The organism is Vibrio sp. 10N.261.46.A3 (genome assembly GCF_041472995.1).
Classification (GTDB): Bacteria; Pseudomonadota; Gammaproteobacteria; order Enterobacterales; family Vibrionaceae; genus Vibrio; species Vibrio coralliirubri.
Genome location: NZ_JBFRRH010000069.1, coordinates 1 through 14,577 on the forward strand (window position 1 = coordinate 1; position 14,577 = coordinate 14,577).

A 14,577-nucleotide genomic window follows, 5' to 3' on the forward strand; every position below is an offset into this window, starting at 1 on the left:
CAAGTTGATTCGGTATAGTTCTTTTAAATTGGATTTGATGTTTTTAAGAATACCAATAGCTTCATCTAATTGCTGAGTGTCTAGTCTTCTTCCAAGAGTAAGAGAGTTGACTATTTTTTTGTTTATAGCGGTTTTATCACTTATCAAGCTGTTTATAAGTTCAATTGTGTGAGGGTTTCTATAAGTATAGTTGAAGTTCAGAACCATCTTTAGATTATTATTTACCAAGTTAGAGCGTGCTGCGTACTCGGATATTATTGCTTTTCTTTCTTTATCTATTTCAACATACTCTAAAAAACTATTTCTATACTCACCAATCAGCTTAAGGATTTTTTCTTCATTGTGATCATTTAAATCTAATGTCAGCCTGTTGGCTTCTTCAATATAGTTCAATGCTTCGTTTAGATGTTTTTCACTAGTATCTTTGACATAACCAACAGTGTTAAGACGAGCTCTATCCAAAGAAAATATCAACTCTCCGGTTGTATGAATACGTTTAAGTACTTCAAAAACTTTATTGGTTCCAGCCCAAGTACCAATTGCCGTGGCGACAAGGAGGGTAAAAACTAAAAGAAAGCTAATCATGATTAGCTTAATACGGCTCTCTTTTTTCTCACTCTTAGATAATTGATCAAAGTTTGGGATCATTTTGGGCATACATACTCGGACTAATATTAGAAATTTACGACGTTGTGAGAGCACTGATAACTATCATCTGAATTACAGTAGTTTAACGGCAGATTCTATATAAGGAAGTGGTTTTTGGCGAAAATTTATTTTGTTGGCTGGTCAAAAAAATCATGTGCTTCGGTGATGGCTAGCGTAAGGTTCTCAAGTTCCTTAGTAAATAATCGTGTCGCTTCGAGTTTCTATTGGTGCCTGTGATTCACTAATGTTTTTCCAACTAAAGGGATAATCGGAACGGGGATGTTCAACTAGAATATAGGCATAAGTTTTACAGTGTAAATGATCGTGTTGAGATCGTTTACATCCCTACATAAAGCGGCGCGCGATGCTGCTAAATAATAACTAGGAAGGAATGAGACAATGTCTTCTGCATTTTACCAACAGATTCAAACTCAAATCGAAGAAGTTAAAGAAGAAGGTCTTTACAAGTCTGAGCGCATTATTACTTCTGCACAAAAAGCAGCGGTTTCTATCTCGACTGGTGAAGAAGTACTAAACTTCTGTGCAAACAACTACTTAGGCCTTGCTAACCACCCAGCTCTTATCGAAGCAGCTAAAGATGGTATGGATCAGCACGGTTTTGGTATGGCTTCAGTACGTTTCATCTGTGGTACTCAAGATTCTCACAAAGAACTAGAGCAAAAGCTTTCTACGTTCCTAGGTAAAGAAGACACTATCCTTTACACATCTTGTTTTGATGCAAACGCTGGTTTGTTCGAAACAATTCTAGGTAAAGAAGACGCAATCATCTCTGACGCACTAAACCACGCATCTATCATCGATGGCGTTCGTCTGTGTAAAGCAATGCGTTTCCGTTACTCGAACAACAACATGGAAGAGCTAGAGCAGCAACTTATCGCTGCTAAAGAAGCTGGCGCTCGTCACACACTAATCGTAACTGACGGTGTGTTCTCAATGGACGGCGTAGTGGCTAACCTTCCTGCTATCTGTGACCTTGCAGACAAGTACGATGCACTAGTAATGGTTGATGACTCTCACGCAGTGGGCTTCATGGGCGAAAACGGCGCGGGTACTCACGAGTTCCACAACGTTGTAGACCGTATCGATATCATCACTGGTACGCTAGGTAAAGCAATGGGTGGCGCTTCAGGCGGTTACACTTCTGGTAAGAAAGAAGTGATCGACTGGCTACGTCAGCGTTCTCGTCCATACCTATTCTCTAACTCTGTTGCACCTGCAATCGTATCTGCGTCTATCCGCGTTCTAGATCTTCTAGCGGAATCTGGCGATCTACGCACTCAACTATGGGAAAACTCTGCTCACTTCCGTACTCGCATGGAAGAAGCTGGCTTCACTATGGGCGGTGCAGACCACGCAATCATCCCAATCATGCTTGGTGATGCAAAAGTAGCGGCTGAGTTCGCTGAGCGCGCACTAGAGAAAGGCATCTACGTTGTAGGTTTCTCTTTCCCTGTAGTACCAAAAGGTCAAGCTCGTATCCGTACGCAAATGTCTGCTGCACACTCTCGTGAGCAACTAGACCGCGCAATCGATGCGTTCATCCAAGTTGGTAAAGACATGGGTATCATCTAATTTTAAAGGGGTGCCACGAGCATCCTTTAATTAGATAGAGCAACACCCAGTAGAACATATAGATTTTTGATTCTCGCCTTACAGTTAGGCGAGATGAACTAGGTAACATTATGAAAATTAAAGCACTTTCTAAGCTTAAGCCAGAAGAAGGCATTTGGATGACCGAGGTTGAAAAACCTGAAATGGGTCATAATGATCTTCTTATCCGTATTAAGAAAACCGCAATTTGTGGTACTGACGTACATATCTACAACTGGGATGAGTGGTCACAAAACACAATCCCAGTACCTATGGTAGTAGGTCACGAATACGTAGGTGAAGTTGTTGGCATCGGCCAAGAAGTTCGTGGTTTTGAAATCGGCGACCGTGTATCTGGCGAAGGTCACATCACATGTGGTCACTGTCGTAACTGTCGTGGCGGCCGTACTCACCTTTGTCGTAACACAACAGGTGTTGGTGTTAACCGCACTGGTGCGTTCTCTGAGTTCCTTGTGATCCCTGCGTTCAACGCATTTAAGATCCCTGCAGAAATCTCTGACGACCTCGCTTCAATCTTCGACCCGTTTGGTAACGCAGTACACACAGCGCTTTCTTTCGACCTAGTAGGCGAAGACGTGCTAATTACTGGTGCTGGCCCAATCGGTATCATGGCTGCAGCTGTTGCTAAGCACGTTGGTGCTCGTCACGTTGTTATCACTGACGTAAACGAATACCGCCTAGATCTTGCTAAGAAAATGGGTGTGACTCGCGCAGTAAACGTGATGGAAGAGAAGCTTGAAGACGTAATGTCTGATCTTGGCATGACTGAAGGCTTCGATGTAGGCCTAGAAATGTCTGGTAACCCATCTGCGTTCAACAGCATGCTGACTAACATGAACCACGGCGGTAAGATCTCTCTACTAGGTATTCCCCCATCAGATATGGCAGTAGACTGGAACCAAGTTATCTTTAAAGGTTTGGTTATCAAAGGTATCTACGGTCGTGAGATGTTCGAAACTTGGTACAAGATGGCTTCATTGATCCAATCTGGCCTAGATCTAACACCAATCATTACTCACCACTACAAAGTGGACGACTTCCAGAAAGGCTTCGACATGATGCGCTCTGGTATGTCTGGTAAAGTAATTCTTGATTGGGAATAAGCAAAAGGAGTAAACACTCCCAAGCTTCCTGATTAATTGAAAATGCCTCAAAGCGATTTGGGGCATTTTTGTATTTAAATTCTACCTAGGGTTAACTTATCTCTCTGTCACTTAATGGCCATTTTACTGCCCAGTAATCTCTAAAATACTCAATAAGCAGTTACATCTTATTGTTTTACTATTGAAGAGAGGGCTCATGGCTTGTAAACCACTTGCACTGATAATAACTGGACTATTATTAACGCCGAATTTTGCTAGCGCTAAGGTCGACATTTCTAAATCTGAAAGCGATCAAGCGGCAGAACAGGCAGCAAAGGAACTTGCAAACCCAAACACAGCTTACGCTAGCCTCAACTTAAAACTTGAGTATTCAGGTGGTTACGATGGTGGAGGGGATGCTTTCGCGACCGTAATACAGCCGACACTGCCGTTTCCAATGGATAATGGTGATAAAGTGATCTTCCGCCCGGCTATCTCTTATGTACAGAATGATTTCCATGTGGATACACCAGCAGGCTCGCAGCATATGGATCAGTCTGGCGTTACAGACATCTCATTTGATTTAGCTTATGCGCCTAAAATGGAGGGCGGTACCATTGTCGCTTTCGGTCTCTTTGCTTCTTTGCCGACGGGCAGCAGTGACTTAACGGCGGATCAATTTGCTGTCGGGCCTGAGTTTATGGTCGGGAAGGCGAGTAGTGAACGAGTTGTCGGTATGTTCCCCAACCACTTGTATGGCGTTTCTGGAGACGGAGCCGACCATTCTGATACTCGAATCAACAAGACATCGACACAAGTGTTTTGGGTAGAGATATTAGGAGGAGGTTGGACGGTTGGCTCTGCGCCGACATTCACTTATGACTGGAATAAGGATCAGGCGGAAATTCCGTTAAACATTAGTGTTAGTAAAACAACGGTTCTGAATGGACGCCCTTGGAAGTTTGGCATTGAAGCGAACTATTACCTTGAGAAAGACGAAAAAACGCGTCCAGATTTTATGTTGAGCTTTAATATCAGCCCTGTGGTGGAAAATAAATTGGCGTCTTTATTCGACTAGTTTTATTTCCCTTATGACATTAAATAGGCTAAAGCTTGATATTAATTGGGATAGCTTTAGCCAATTAGCTGAATATGTCACTCCAACATATATTGAATGAAGCGTAAATAAAATAACCAAAGATGAGCGTTAAAAATAACCAAAAACCAATGTCCTTTTTAAATTTATCAAGGATATTTCTCATTCTGCATATTCCTCGTAACTTAAGCCCACTAAAAATTTGGTTTTCTACCAACTGGATTTGGTCTAGATTTTCGGTTTTTAATAAACAGCGCTAATGGCGAGTTAGTGACAATCTCTTGCCTTGCTTCTTCTATCTCTTTGAGTTGTTTACAGTGAGCAAATTGAAACGGGTTACAGTAGCTTTTCTTGGTGTAGCCAAATACATTGGTGTGGTAGCAGATAAACCATTCGTCACTGCTAAAGCTAGATACAACGATACCCATGTCGTAAAACTCTAACAGCCCATTCGCGTCAATGTTTATGCTTTGCGCTCGGATTCGATAATCTAGGTACTGACCTTTAACTAGCTTTGTCGATTTTACTTTCCAATTCTTCATCTCTACTCCTAGAGGAAAATGTTCTTTGTGGGAGTGTTCGGTTCTTTGAGATAAGTCATTTGGGATAACTTTATTCTATAACCATTCATATATTTATTGTTATACGGTTTCGGAGTATGGCGACTTTCAATCTTGCAGGACTTGGCTTGTCGCCATACTTTCCTTTTCGTGGGGGTTCTATCTCTAAGTTTCGTTTTCTCTATGAGGGTAGATGCTAAACACATATGGCTTGCTACGCAATATGACAGATGTATGTATAAATTTAACCGATGTTAAATTTCTTTGAATGTTAACAATGCCAAGACAGTAGAAATATAGTAATTAATCGAGTGTGGTTTAGGAAGGAAGTAGAAATAGTTTTTTGGTAAGTTCTAATCATTAAATATAAGTATGAACTTAAAGTTTTAATTACTGTTTCATTATCTCTTTATAACGCGTATAAAAAATCCGACATTGGCGAACCAATATCGGATTTAAAATTCAGCAGATTGTTGGCGCTAGTCGTATTAACCAGCAGCAACCTGCATGATGAGACCACAGATGTAAGCGCCGTATGTACCGAGAGCGTAACCCAATACCGCCATTAGGATACCTACTGGTGCTAATGCTGGGTGGAATGCAGCCGCGACGATAGGTGCCGATGCAGCGCCGCCTACGTTAGCTTGGCTACCTACAGCCATAAAGAACAATGGTGCACGAATTAGCTTCGCCATCACAATCATCAGAAGGGCATGAATAGTTAACCATGTAATACCAATGAAGAAGTAACCTGGGTTGTCTAAGATAGCTGTGACATCCATTTGCATACCGATAGTTGCAACTAGGATGTAGATGAATGCTGAACCGACTTTAGACGCGCCGCTGTGCTCAAGGCTGCGTGTAGATTTGAAGCATGAAGCGATCAGTGCGAACGTTGTCACCATTACGATCAGCCAGAAGAAGCCAGATGTTAGGCTGTATTTCGCAAGCTCTGGCGCGTTGGTTGAGATCCATGGTGCAATCATGTCACTGAATAAGTGAGCTAAACCCGTCAAACCGAAAGCAATTGCCGTGATCTTCATAAGATCGGTTGTTGTTGTTGGGCGAGCGTTCTCTTCTTGGTATTTAGATACCGTCTCTTTTAGCTCTTCGATAGATGATGTGTCTGCTTTTAACCATGCATCAATTTTCTTCTGGCGACCTGCCATGATAAGTAACACGGCCATCCAAATGTTCGCACAGATAACATCAACCGTAATCATTGCAGAGAATAGTTGATCATCAACCTCGAACACTTCTTTCATTGCTGCTTGGTTCGCACCGCCGCCGATCCAAGAACCAGCCACAGTTGTAAGGCCACGCCATACATCGCCAGATACGAGGTCAGGGTTAACTTGGTCGATAATTAAAATCGCCAAAGGGCCACCAATGATGATGCCGACAGTACCCGTTAGGAACATGATGACGGCTTTTGAGCCAAGGCCGAAGATTTTGCGTAAGTCAGCTGAGATGATCAGTAGAACGAGTGCGCTTGGTAATAGGTAACGACTTGCAACAAAGTACAGCTTTGAGTTTGATGCGTCGATGATGCCTAGGCTGTTCAATAGAGAAGGAACAAAGTAACAGAGCAATAGACCCGGAACGAACGAGTAGAATTTTTTCAGTGCGCTATTTTGGCTACTTTCCGTGATAAAAACACCGCCAAGAATAACAGCTAACATGCCCATTATTACAGCATCATTAGTAATCATTATTATATCTCCTTTAAGGTGAGCGCAAAGGTCTCACTTTTTGAATTGCAGGACTATACCGACAACCGCCATTCGTTACAAATTGTAACGTTAGACATACTTTGAAATGTTTATGTTAATTTTGATGGTTTTAATTTGTGAATGTCGTGCGTTATTTATTTGATTGGTGAATGAATTTGTTAGGGCTTTTGCGGCGTATTTCGATATATGCAATGTAATTCAAGCCTTAGAGAGTGGTCGCTATGAATTGGGTGGGTGCTTGAATGGCAGGAATGAGTGCATATATAGCCATGTTTATGGTGTGGTTTATGCAGGGTTGGAATGTTTCAATAATGTAAAAATTGAATCCACTTTTGCTATGTGGTCAGAAATTAAAAATTTTAGCTAGATCACACAAATCTCTCGGATTACGAGTTTCAGCACCTGATACTTATGCTCATTTGACGTTTTGTAGGGGGTAAATGAAAGAAAAAGCGGCTTAAATAGCCGCTATTGATGGTTGAATTGCATGGTTATCTAGAGCTGAAGTCTAGATGCTGCTTAAGACTCTTCTTCCTCAAAGCCATCTGCATAGCCTTTTGGTGGAGGTGTCCAACCACGCTCAGATCGAGAGTGTTTGTCTGAACGGTCTTTCTTCATATCTTCTTTCATTGCTTCTTCAAGGTGAATGAAGATTTGTCGGTAGTTGTTGTCGTAGCGTGGATTCTCTTCCGCTTCAGACCAAGCTTGGTAAAGCTTTTCAGACTTACGACTCTCAACGCGTTGATACGTCGATTTTTGCTGCTCGACGAAGAATGGGTGATGACCCAAAGAACGCAAGGCTTCAGCGCCCATTTCAAGAGCAGAATGGTAGGTCTCTGATTCCACAAAGTCTGCCCCCGCTTCTCTTAGGCGATAACTATGACCACGGTCGAATGCACGCGCTAAGATTTTCACTTTAGGGTAGGTGTGTTTAACGTACTTCACTAACTCAACACTTGAGTCTTGATTATCGATTGCTACTACTAGCATCGCGGCTTCTTCGATTCCGGCGGTATGCAATAAGTCGTGACGTGTCGCATCACCAAAGTAAGATTTGATATTGATAGAGCGCAGTAAGTCTACTTGGTTCGCTTGGTGATCCAGAACCACAGTATTGACATCGTTCGACACCAGCAAGCGGTTAACGATTTGACCGAATCGACCAATGCCCGCAATGATAACGGTACCTTTCTCTTCGATGGTATCTTCTTCTCGGTCGTTAGATTTTTGTTCGTAACGCGGCAGAATCACTTTATCAAATAGAATGAACAGCCCTGGCGTTAGGAACATTGAAAGTGCCACAACCAGCGACAATGTTTGGACGATGTCTGCAGGTAATACGTGGTTTTGAGCTGAGAAGCTCAGTAGTACAAAACCAAACTCACCGGCTTGCGCCAAGCTCAATGTAAACAGCCAACGGTCGCTGTTTTTGATTTTGAAGATCAATGCCAACGTAAATAGCACCAAGGCTTTAAGAAGCATAACGCCAAGGGTGAGGCCAATGATCAAACCAAAGTCGTTGAATAGAACATCAAAGTTGATGCCAGCACCAACGGTAATGAAGAACAAGCCAAGTAGCAGCCCTTTAAACGGGTCAATATTAGACTCAAGCTCGTGGCGGAATTCACTGTTTGCCAATACCACACCCGCAAGGAAGGTACCCAAAGCCGGTGATAGGCCGACTAGGCTCATCAGTGCAGCAATACCAATCACCAACATAAGTGCGGTTGCAGTAAAGATTTCACGCAGGCCTGAGCTTGCCACGAAGCGGAACAGTGGACGACTCAAGAAGTGTCCGCCGACCACAACAATCGCAATAGATGCCGTGATCACAAGGCCATAAGCCCAACCGGGTAGACCAGCAACAAGGCTTAACTCTTCATGATGATCAGAAGCGGAAGCGACCGCGCTTTGTGCAGCTTCAATTAATTCTGGCAAGGCTAATAGAGGGATAAATGCCAACATAGGGATGACGGCAATATCTTGGAACAGTAGGACTGAGAAAGCGTTCTTGCCGCCTTCTGTTTTGGATAGCCCTTTTTCGTTAAAGGTTTGGAGAACAATCGCGGTAGATGACAGTGCGAAGATCAAACCGATAGTCAGCGCAATGGTCCAAGGCTGCCCAAAGAACAGAGCAATACCCATTACAATCGCGGTCGTGCCACCAACTTGTAGACCACCCAGCCCCATAAGTCGGTTTCTCATTGCCCAAAGCATCTTAGGTTCAAGTTCAAGACCGACCAAGAACAGCATCATAACCACACCGAACTCGGCAAAGTGTTGAATGGTTGTGGTCTCTTCACCCACTAGACCAATGATTGGGCCAATCACAACACCAGCAATGAGGTAACCCAACACAGAACCAAGGCCAAGTCTTTTGGCAATAGGCACGGCAATAACTGCTGCGACCAAGTAGATAAAAGCTTGTAGAAAATATCCCGTCATTATTTAACCTCTGCCATTAGTTCTTCTACGTAGTGGTTGAGTTTTTCTGCTTTGCTGGCTTTCTTGATATTGATCTTACCGGCAACTAACGCCTCTAACAGCACTTTATAGCTATCGACATGCTCTTGAATGCGGTTTTCTTCCAACGCGGTACGCGAGCCAAATAACGCAAAGGGCGCGAGGTAGTTCATCCCACACAGAGAAGCGGTTTGTTCGATTGGATGAAGCAGTTCTCGAATCGTGAAATGGTTATAGCCATCACTTTGGTAGGCATCTTTTTTACCACCTGCAGTGATGCTGCATAACAAGTTTTTGCCCTGTAGTTCATTGCCATCGGCGCCGTAGGCGAAGCCGTATTCAAGAACAAGGTCTTGCCATTCTTTAAGAATTGCCGGTGTTGAGTACCAATACAAAGGGAACTGAAAAATGATGATGTCATGGTCTAACAGGCGTTTTTGTTCACGGTCGATGTTGATTTTAAATGTCGGATACTCGGCATAGAGATCGACACAGGTAACACCGTCAACGCGTTTGGCTTGTTCAAATAAGGGTTTGTTTGCTTCAGAACGATGTTGAGAAGGGTGGGCGAATAGCACCAAGACTCGATTTTTCGACATATAGCCCTCTTTGTTCATTAACGAATAATATTTATTGGAATTATAGTTATACAATAATAGAAGAATGGTTGAACAACAACGAATTAGCCCATACTTATCTAGTTAGATGCGCGTGTTTTTAGGGACTTAATTATATAAAACACCCGTCAATTTGAGTATTTCCGGCACACGCAGCCAATGACTGCGTAAAACTAATTATTCGCTAATAATAAAAGCGAATAGGTGCATTTTATGTCACCGTTGGCGGGTAACGTAAATAATCCAATAACCCTACATAGAACGATAATGAATAAAGGAAAAAACTATGAGCATGGACTTGCGTCAACAATGTGATTTGTTGCTTTCCGGTCATCTAGAACCGACACCAGCACAAACATTCGCTCAGATGGCTGAATGGTGTGAAACACACAATGTGAGCCATGATAGCTATGGTGATGGCGAGTTTATCAAGAGCTTTGAAAACAAGGTCGCAGAGCTGCTTGGTTATGAAGCCGCCGTGTTTGTGATCACTGGCACCATGAATCAACCCACAGCATTAGAAATTGCCTGCCAAGAGAAAAGAAACCCACTAGTAGCGATGCATGAGTCGAGTCATATCATGCGCCATGAACGCCAAGGGTATCAGCTCCAAAATCGTTTCAACGTGCTTCCAGTCGGCAACGTATTTCGCACTTGGAATGTTGATGACTTAAAGGCGTGGCCTGATGAGATCGCAGCCGCCCTGTATGAGTTGCCGATGCGCGAAATTGGTGGTCAATTGCCAGAGTGGGAAGAGCTTGAAGCTATAAAGCAATACAGCAAAGAACAATCGATTCATCTTCATATGGATGGTGCGCGTTTGTGGGAATGTGGCGCGTATTACCAAATGCCATACAGCGAAATTGCTAAGGGTTTTGATAGTGCCTATGTTTCGCTTTATAAGGGGCTGAACGGCCTCGGTGGTTCACTGTTACTGGGCGATAAAGCCTTTGTCGCGAAAGCATCGGCGTGGATGAAGCGCCAAGGTGGTAATGTTTATCACCGAACGCCTTATGTGGTTTCAGCAGCGATGCAGTTTGATGAACGACTAGAACAGATGCCTGCTTTATACGAACGCACCAAACAGGTTTATCAAATCCTCCAAGATTACCCTCAGTTTACGGTTAACCCGCAGCAACCGCAGGTCAACATGCTTCACCTCTATTTACCTGTGAGTTACGAAGACGGCATTATCGTGAGAGATAACATAGCGAAGAAACACAAGGTTTGGATAGGAAACCCAGCGATCAGCGAACTGCCAAATCAATGTAAGATTGAATGGTATGTAGGGGATAACTTACTGAACCTGCCTGATCATGAGCTGATCGACATTCTTGATTTTATTAACGAAGAGCTGATTTGATTAACTAAGGGTTAATTTGATTGCGGAAGAGTTGAGTTGATTACAGAAGAACGGAGCTAATGGAAATGGATACAGGAAATCGGTCCGGTATCCATTTATGCAGCTAGGATGACAGGCTCTGTTACATATACTGGTTGATGTACACATCGACTAAGAACATGAACACTGGAACCGTGCTGAGAAGTCCGAAGAAGACGATTGGCACCCAGTTTTTGATTTTCTTTTTAGGTTGCTCAGTGTTATTCATAAATTCGGCCTTAAATTCGTTGTTGAGTCTGTTTAGCTTTTTGGTACTAAAAATCTAAGTGTATGGTATCAAATAAATGGGTTTAGCCCTAAGTGGATTTAGAGAATCGTGGTGTATATCAATCACATAAAATGTAAGTGATTCATAAACGGTTCATAAAGGTTCAACAATAATGAACCTATTAGAACAAGCATTGCCTTACTCGGCATGTCAAATAAACAGCATTCAAAGATTTGGAGAATACAGAATGAAAACAATAGGAAACATCATTTGGTTTCTGTTCGGTGGCGTATTTATGGGACTGGCTTGGTGGTTCTTCGGACTGCTCGCATTCCTAACCATCGTTGGTATTCCATGGGGTAGAGCGTGTTTTGTTATGGGTAACTTCTCATTCTTCCCATTTGGTCAGGAAGCGATTTCACGTGACGAACTAACCAATGAAATGGACATCGGCACGAGCCCGCTAGGTGTGATTGGTAACGTTATTTGGTTCTTATTTGCGGGGATCTGGCTTGCGATTGGTCACATCATGTCAGCTGTGGCGTGTTTCATTACCATCATTGGTATTCCGTTCGCGATTCAACACCTGAAGCTAGCGGTTATCTCGCTGGCGCCAATCGGTAAGACGGTTGTCGATAAACGTGAAGCAGAAGCGGCGCGAGTAAGAAATTACAAAGGTTAAGATTACACTCCCAGCCTGATTGAACTGAAAAGCACATCGCATGATGTGCTTTTTTTGTGCCTCTGTTCTTATCTCTCGATAGTTATCTCACAAACACTAACTAGATATTATCGAGCTAGACATTGTTGAACAGAACTTCAAGCCGCAGGGTGATGTTGGCTTCTTCGGTATGTTTCTCATGGGGTTCCCGTTCCCATTGATAACGAGGGGTGAGTTCGTAGAACAGCCACTCTTTCCATACGTTTTGTCGGTAGGTAACCGAAACCTGAGCGTATTCGTAATGATTATGAGGCTCATCCGTTGCATTAATCGTGGCGCTATATTGAAGTGCTTGGTCTTGAGCAAGATAGTGATACAAGGTTAGCCCTGTACCATAGTTCCAACCTTTAAGGTCGTCGTTGTACCCTGCAAAGCTTGACCATCGAGCCAAGAAATCATCACTCAAAGAAAGATCAAAATCGATGTCAGTGATTTCGCCAGTCTCTTGTTTTTCTTGATATACACGTTGGGTAAGCCTGAATACCGCATCGGTGGTGAGAGGGTAGGTAAAACGGTAGCGAGCTTCGATACGCGGTCGTAACGTCGCCTTAATATTGAAGCTACTGTAACCCTTGGCATAGGCGTCGTAACGCAGGCCTAATGCACTTTCCAACTCATCGGAATCATTTGGAAAAAAATCCAAGAACTCTTCATCGCTAACAGATTCGTAGATCAATTTTAGGCGTTTGCTGACAAAAGGAAGATGCAGACGCGCATTGAGCTTGGTCGAGTAGTCTAGCTCCCCACCTTCAGAATAAATAAAATCGTTATACCAACGCACAGATGTGCCAGCTCTGGCATCTTCGGTTATTCGGTCATCAACAAAGAAGCTATCGAACCAGAGTGCAGGTTGGCAAAATTTACTGTTCAGGAAATGGTAAGCCTTTTCGACAGGGGCGTCTTCTAACGGCTGACTGTGGCACTCATTCTGTTCCTCTGCCTGAACGGAGTATGAAATGATTGACGCCAATAATGAGGTGCTAGCTATCCTACGACTCAATGGAACCTGTTTGTTATTCTATATATCAATAGTTTGACTATAACCAAGCGATTGCAACAATGCGACTTTTTAGTGATTAGTGATTAGTGATTAGTGATTAGTGATTAGTGATTAGCGAGGAAGGTAAAGGTTTGAAAGGGATTGGATAGAAAAAAGAAAACGGACTCACAAGGTGAGTCCGTTTGTGTTGGTATCGATTGGTTTCTAGAACCTAGATTACATTGCCGCTTCGAAGATTGCTGAGATCTCTTCGTGAGTTGCTTGTTTAGGGTTGGTGAAACCACAAGCATCTTTCAGTGCATTATCAGACAGCGTTGGGATATCTTCTAGTTTCGCACCAAGTTGCGCGATACCTGTTGGGATGTTCACGTCGTTTGCAAGTTGAACAATCGCGTTGAGCGCAGCTTCTGCGCCTTGTTCTGCCGTCATGCTTTCAACATTCACACCCATTGCTTTTGCCACATCACGTAGACGCTCAGGGCAAACTTGTGCGTTGTAGCGTTGAACGTGCGGCAGCAGGATAGCGTTACATACACCGTGTGGAAGGTCGTAGAAACCACCCAGTTGGTGCGCCATTGCGTGAACATAGCCAAGAGAAGCGTTGTTGAACGCCATGCCTGCCATGAACTGTGCGTAAGCCATCTGCTCACGAGCTTCAATGTCTTCACCGTGCGTAACCGCTGTTCTTAGGTGTGCTTGTACAAGCTCGATTGCTTTAATTGCTACAGCGTCTGTAATTGGCGTTGCTGCGATTGAAACGTAAGCTTCGATTGCGTGCGTTAACGCATCCATACCCGTTGCTGCAGTCAGTGATGCAGGTTTAGCAAGCATCAACTCTGGGTCGTTTACTGAGATAAGCGGTGTTGTGTGCTTATCAACGATAGCCATTTTAATGTGACGAGCTTCGTCAGTAATGATGCAGAAACGAGTCATCTCAGATGCTGTACCAGCTGTGGTGTTGATAGCAATCAATGGCATCATCGGCTTTTCAGATTGGTCTACGCCTTCGTAATCTGCAATCTTGCCGCCGTTAGAAGCAACCAGAGCGATACCTTTTGCACAGTCGTGTGGAGAACCGCCACCTAGAGAAACAACAAAATCACAATCGTTGTCAGTCAGCAATTCTAGACCATCGTTCACGTTAGTGATGGTTGGGTTTGGTTGAGTGCCGTCGAATACAACTGCATCTACGCCACGCTGGCTAAGAAGGTCTTGTACCTGCTTAACTACGCCAATTTGGTTCAGGATCTTATCAGTAACGATCAGACCTTTTTTAAAGCCTTGAGACTGAATGCTATCAGCAGCATCCTTCAGACAGCCAGTACCCATGAAGTTGATTGTAGGGATGTAAAATGCAGTAGACATTGGAAAACTCCGTTAATTATGATTTTTGGTTTCTTTTATGTTGTCGGTAA

12 protein-coding genes and 1 pseudogene are annotated in these 14,577 nt (G+C 43.3%); 5 read left to right on the forward strand and 8 right to left on the reverse strand.

The features are described from left to right. Nucleotides 1–657, reverse strand: a pseudogene (locus AB4484_RS16655) (hypothetical protein); the annotation flags it as partial. A 390-nt stretch (nt 658–1,047) separates the two neighbouring features. Between AB4484_RS16655 and AB4484_RS16660 the strand changes: the two are divergent. The 3 genes from AB4484_RS16660 (at nt 1,048) to AB4484_RS16670 (ending at nt 4,440) form a co-directional block, all read left to right on the forward strand. Beyond that, entirely contained in the window at nt 1,048–2,241 is a 1,194-nt protein-coding gene (locus AB4484_RS16660) for a glycine C-acetyltransferase (protein ID WP_017064793.1), read from the forward strand. 110 nt (nt 2,242–2,351) lie between these two features. After that, entirely contained in the window at nt 2,352–3,383 is a 1,032-nt protein-coding gene (gene tdh / locus AB4484_RS16665; protein WP_017059546.1) for an L-threonine 3-dehydrogenase, read from the forward strand. A gap of 196 nt (nt 3,384–3,579) precedes the next feature. Then, the gene (locus tag AB4484_RS16670) at nt 3,580–4,440 is read left to right on the forward strand and encodes a hypothetical protein (RefSeq protein ID WP_372079345.1); all 861 of its coding nucleotides are present in this window, start codon (nt 3,580–3,582) and stop codon (nt 4,438–4,440) included. A gap of 212 nt (nt 4,441–4,652) precedes the next feature. Here the strand turns inward: AB4484_RS16670 and AB4484_RS16675 are convergent, their stop codons facing one another. The 4 genes from AB4484_RS16675 to AB4484_RS16690 form a co-directional block, all read right to left on the reverse strand. Further along, a complete protein-coding gene (locus tag AB4484_RS16675) occupies nt 4,653–5,000 on the reverse strand; it encodes a hypothetical protein (RefSeq protein ID WP_050644007.1) in 348 nt (115 codons plus the stop codon). Nucleotides 5,001–5,506: 506 nt separating this feature from the next. After that, nucleotides 5,507–6,730: a DUF819 domain-containing protein gene (locus AB4484_RS16680; protein WP_046223963.1), complete on the reverse strand. Its 1,224-nt coding sequence runs from the start codon at nt 6,728–6,730 to the stop codon at nt 5,507–5,509. Nucleotides 6,731–7,270: 540 nt separating this feature from the next. After that, nucleotides 7,271–9,196, reverse strand: coding sequence for a monovalent cation:proton antiporter-2 (CPA2) family protein (locus tag AB4484_RS16685; RefSeq protein ID WP_048608770.1), 1,926 nt, complete (start codon nt 9,194–9,196; stop codon nt 7,271–7,273). Continuing rightward, a complete protein-coding gene (locus tag AB4484_RS16690; protein ID WP_046223961.1) occupies nt 9,196–9,813 on the reverse strand; it encodes an NAD(P)H-dependent oxidoreductase in 618 nt (205 codons plus the stop codon). The genes AB4484_RS16685 and AB4484_RS16690 overlap by 1 nt, the downstream gene beginning before the upstream one ends. Before the next feature lie 304 nt (nt 9,814–10,117). Between AB4484_RS16690 and AB4484_RS16695 the strand changes: the two genes are divergently transcribed. After that, complete coding sequence (locus AB4484_RS16695; RefSeq protein ID WP_372079348.1) at nt 10,118–11,194, forward strand: low specificity L-threonine aldolase; 1,077 nt, start codon at nt 10,118–10,120, stop codon at nt 11,192–11,194. Nucleotides 11,195–11,315: 121 nt separating this feature from the next. On the opposite strand, the gene AB4484_RS16700 is transcribed toward AB4484_RS16695, so the two are convergent. Then, a complete protein-coding gene (locus AB4484_RS16700; protein ID WP_017075772.1) occupies nt 11,316–11,441 on the reverse strand; it encodes a hypothetical protein in 126 nt (41 codons plus the stop codon). Between the two features lie 247 nt (nt 11,442–11,688). Between AB4484_RS16700 and AB4484_RS16705 the strand changes: the two genes are divergently transcribed. Beyond that, nucleotides 11,689–12,123 (forward strand): YccF domain-containing protein, encoded by a 435-nt coding sequence (locus AB4484_RS16705; protein WP_004730224.1) that lies wholly within the window; start codon nt 11,689–11,691, stop codon nt 12,121–12,123. 115 nt (nt 12,124–12,238) lie between these two features. Here AB4484_RS16705 and AB4484_RS16710 read toward each other — a convergent pair whose 3' ends face one another. Continuing rightward, entirely contained in the window at nt 12,239–13,162 is a 924-nt protein-coding gene (locus AB4484_RS16710) for a hypothetical protein (RefSeq protein WP_372079350.1), read from the reverse strand. Between the two features lie 216 nt (nt 13,163–13,378). Further along, entirely contained in the window at nt 13,379–14,527 is a 1,149-nt protein-coding gene (gene yiaY / locus AB4484_RS16715; protein WP_372079352.1) for an L-threonine dehydrogenase, read from the reverse strand. Between the last annotated feature and the right edge of the window lie 50 nt (nt 14,528–14,577).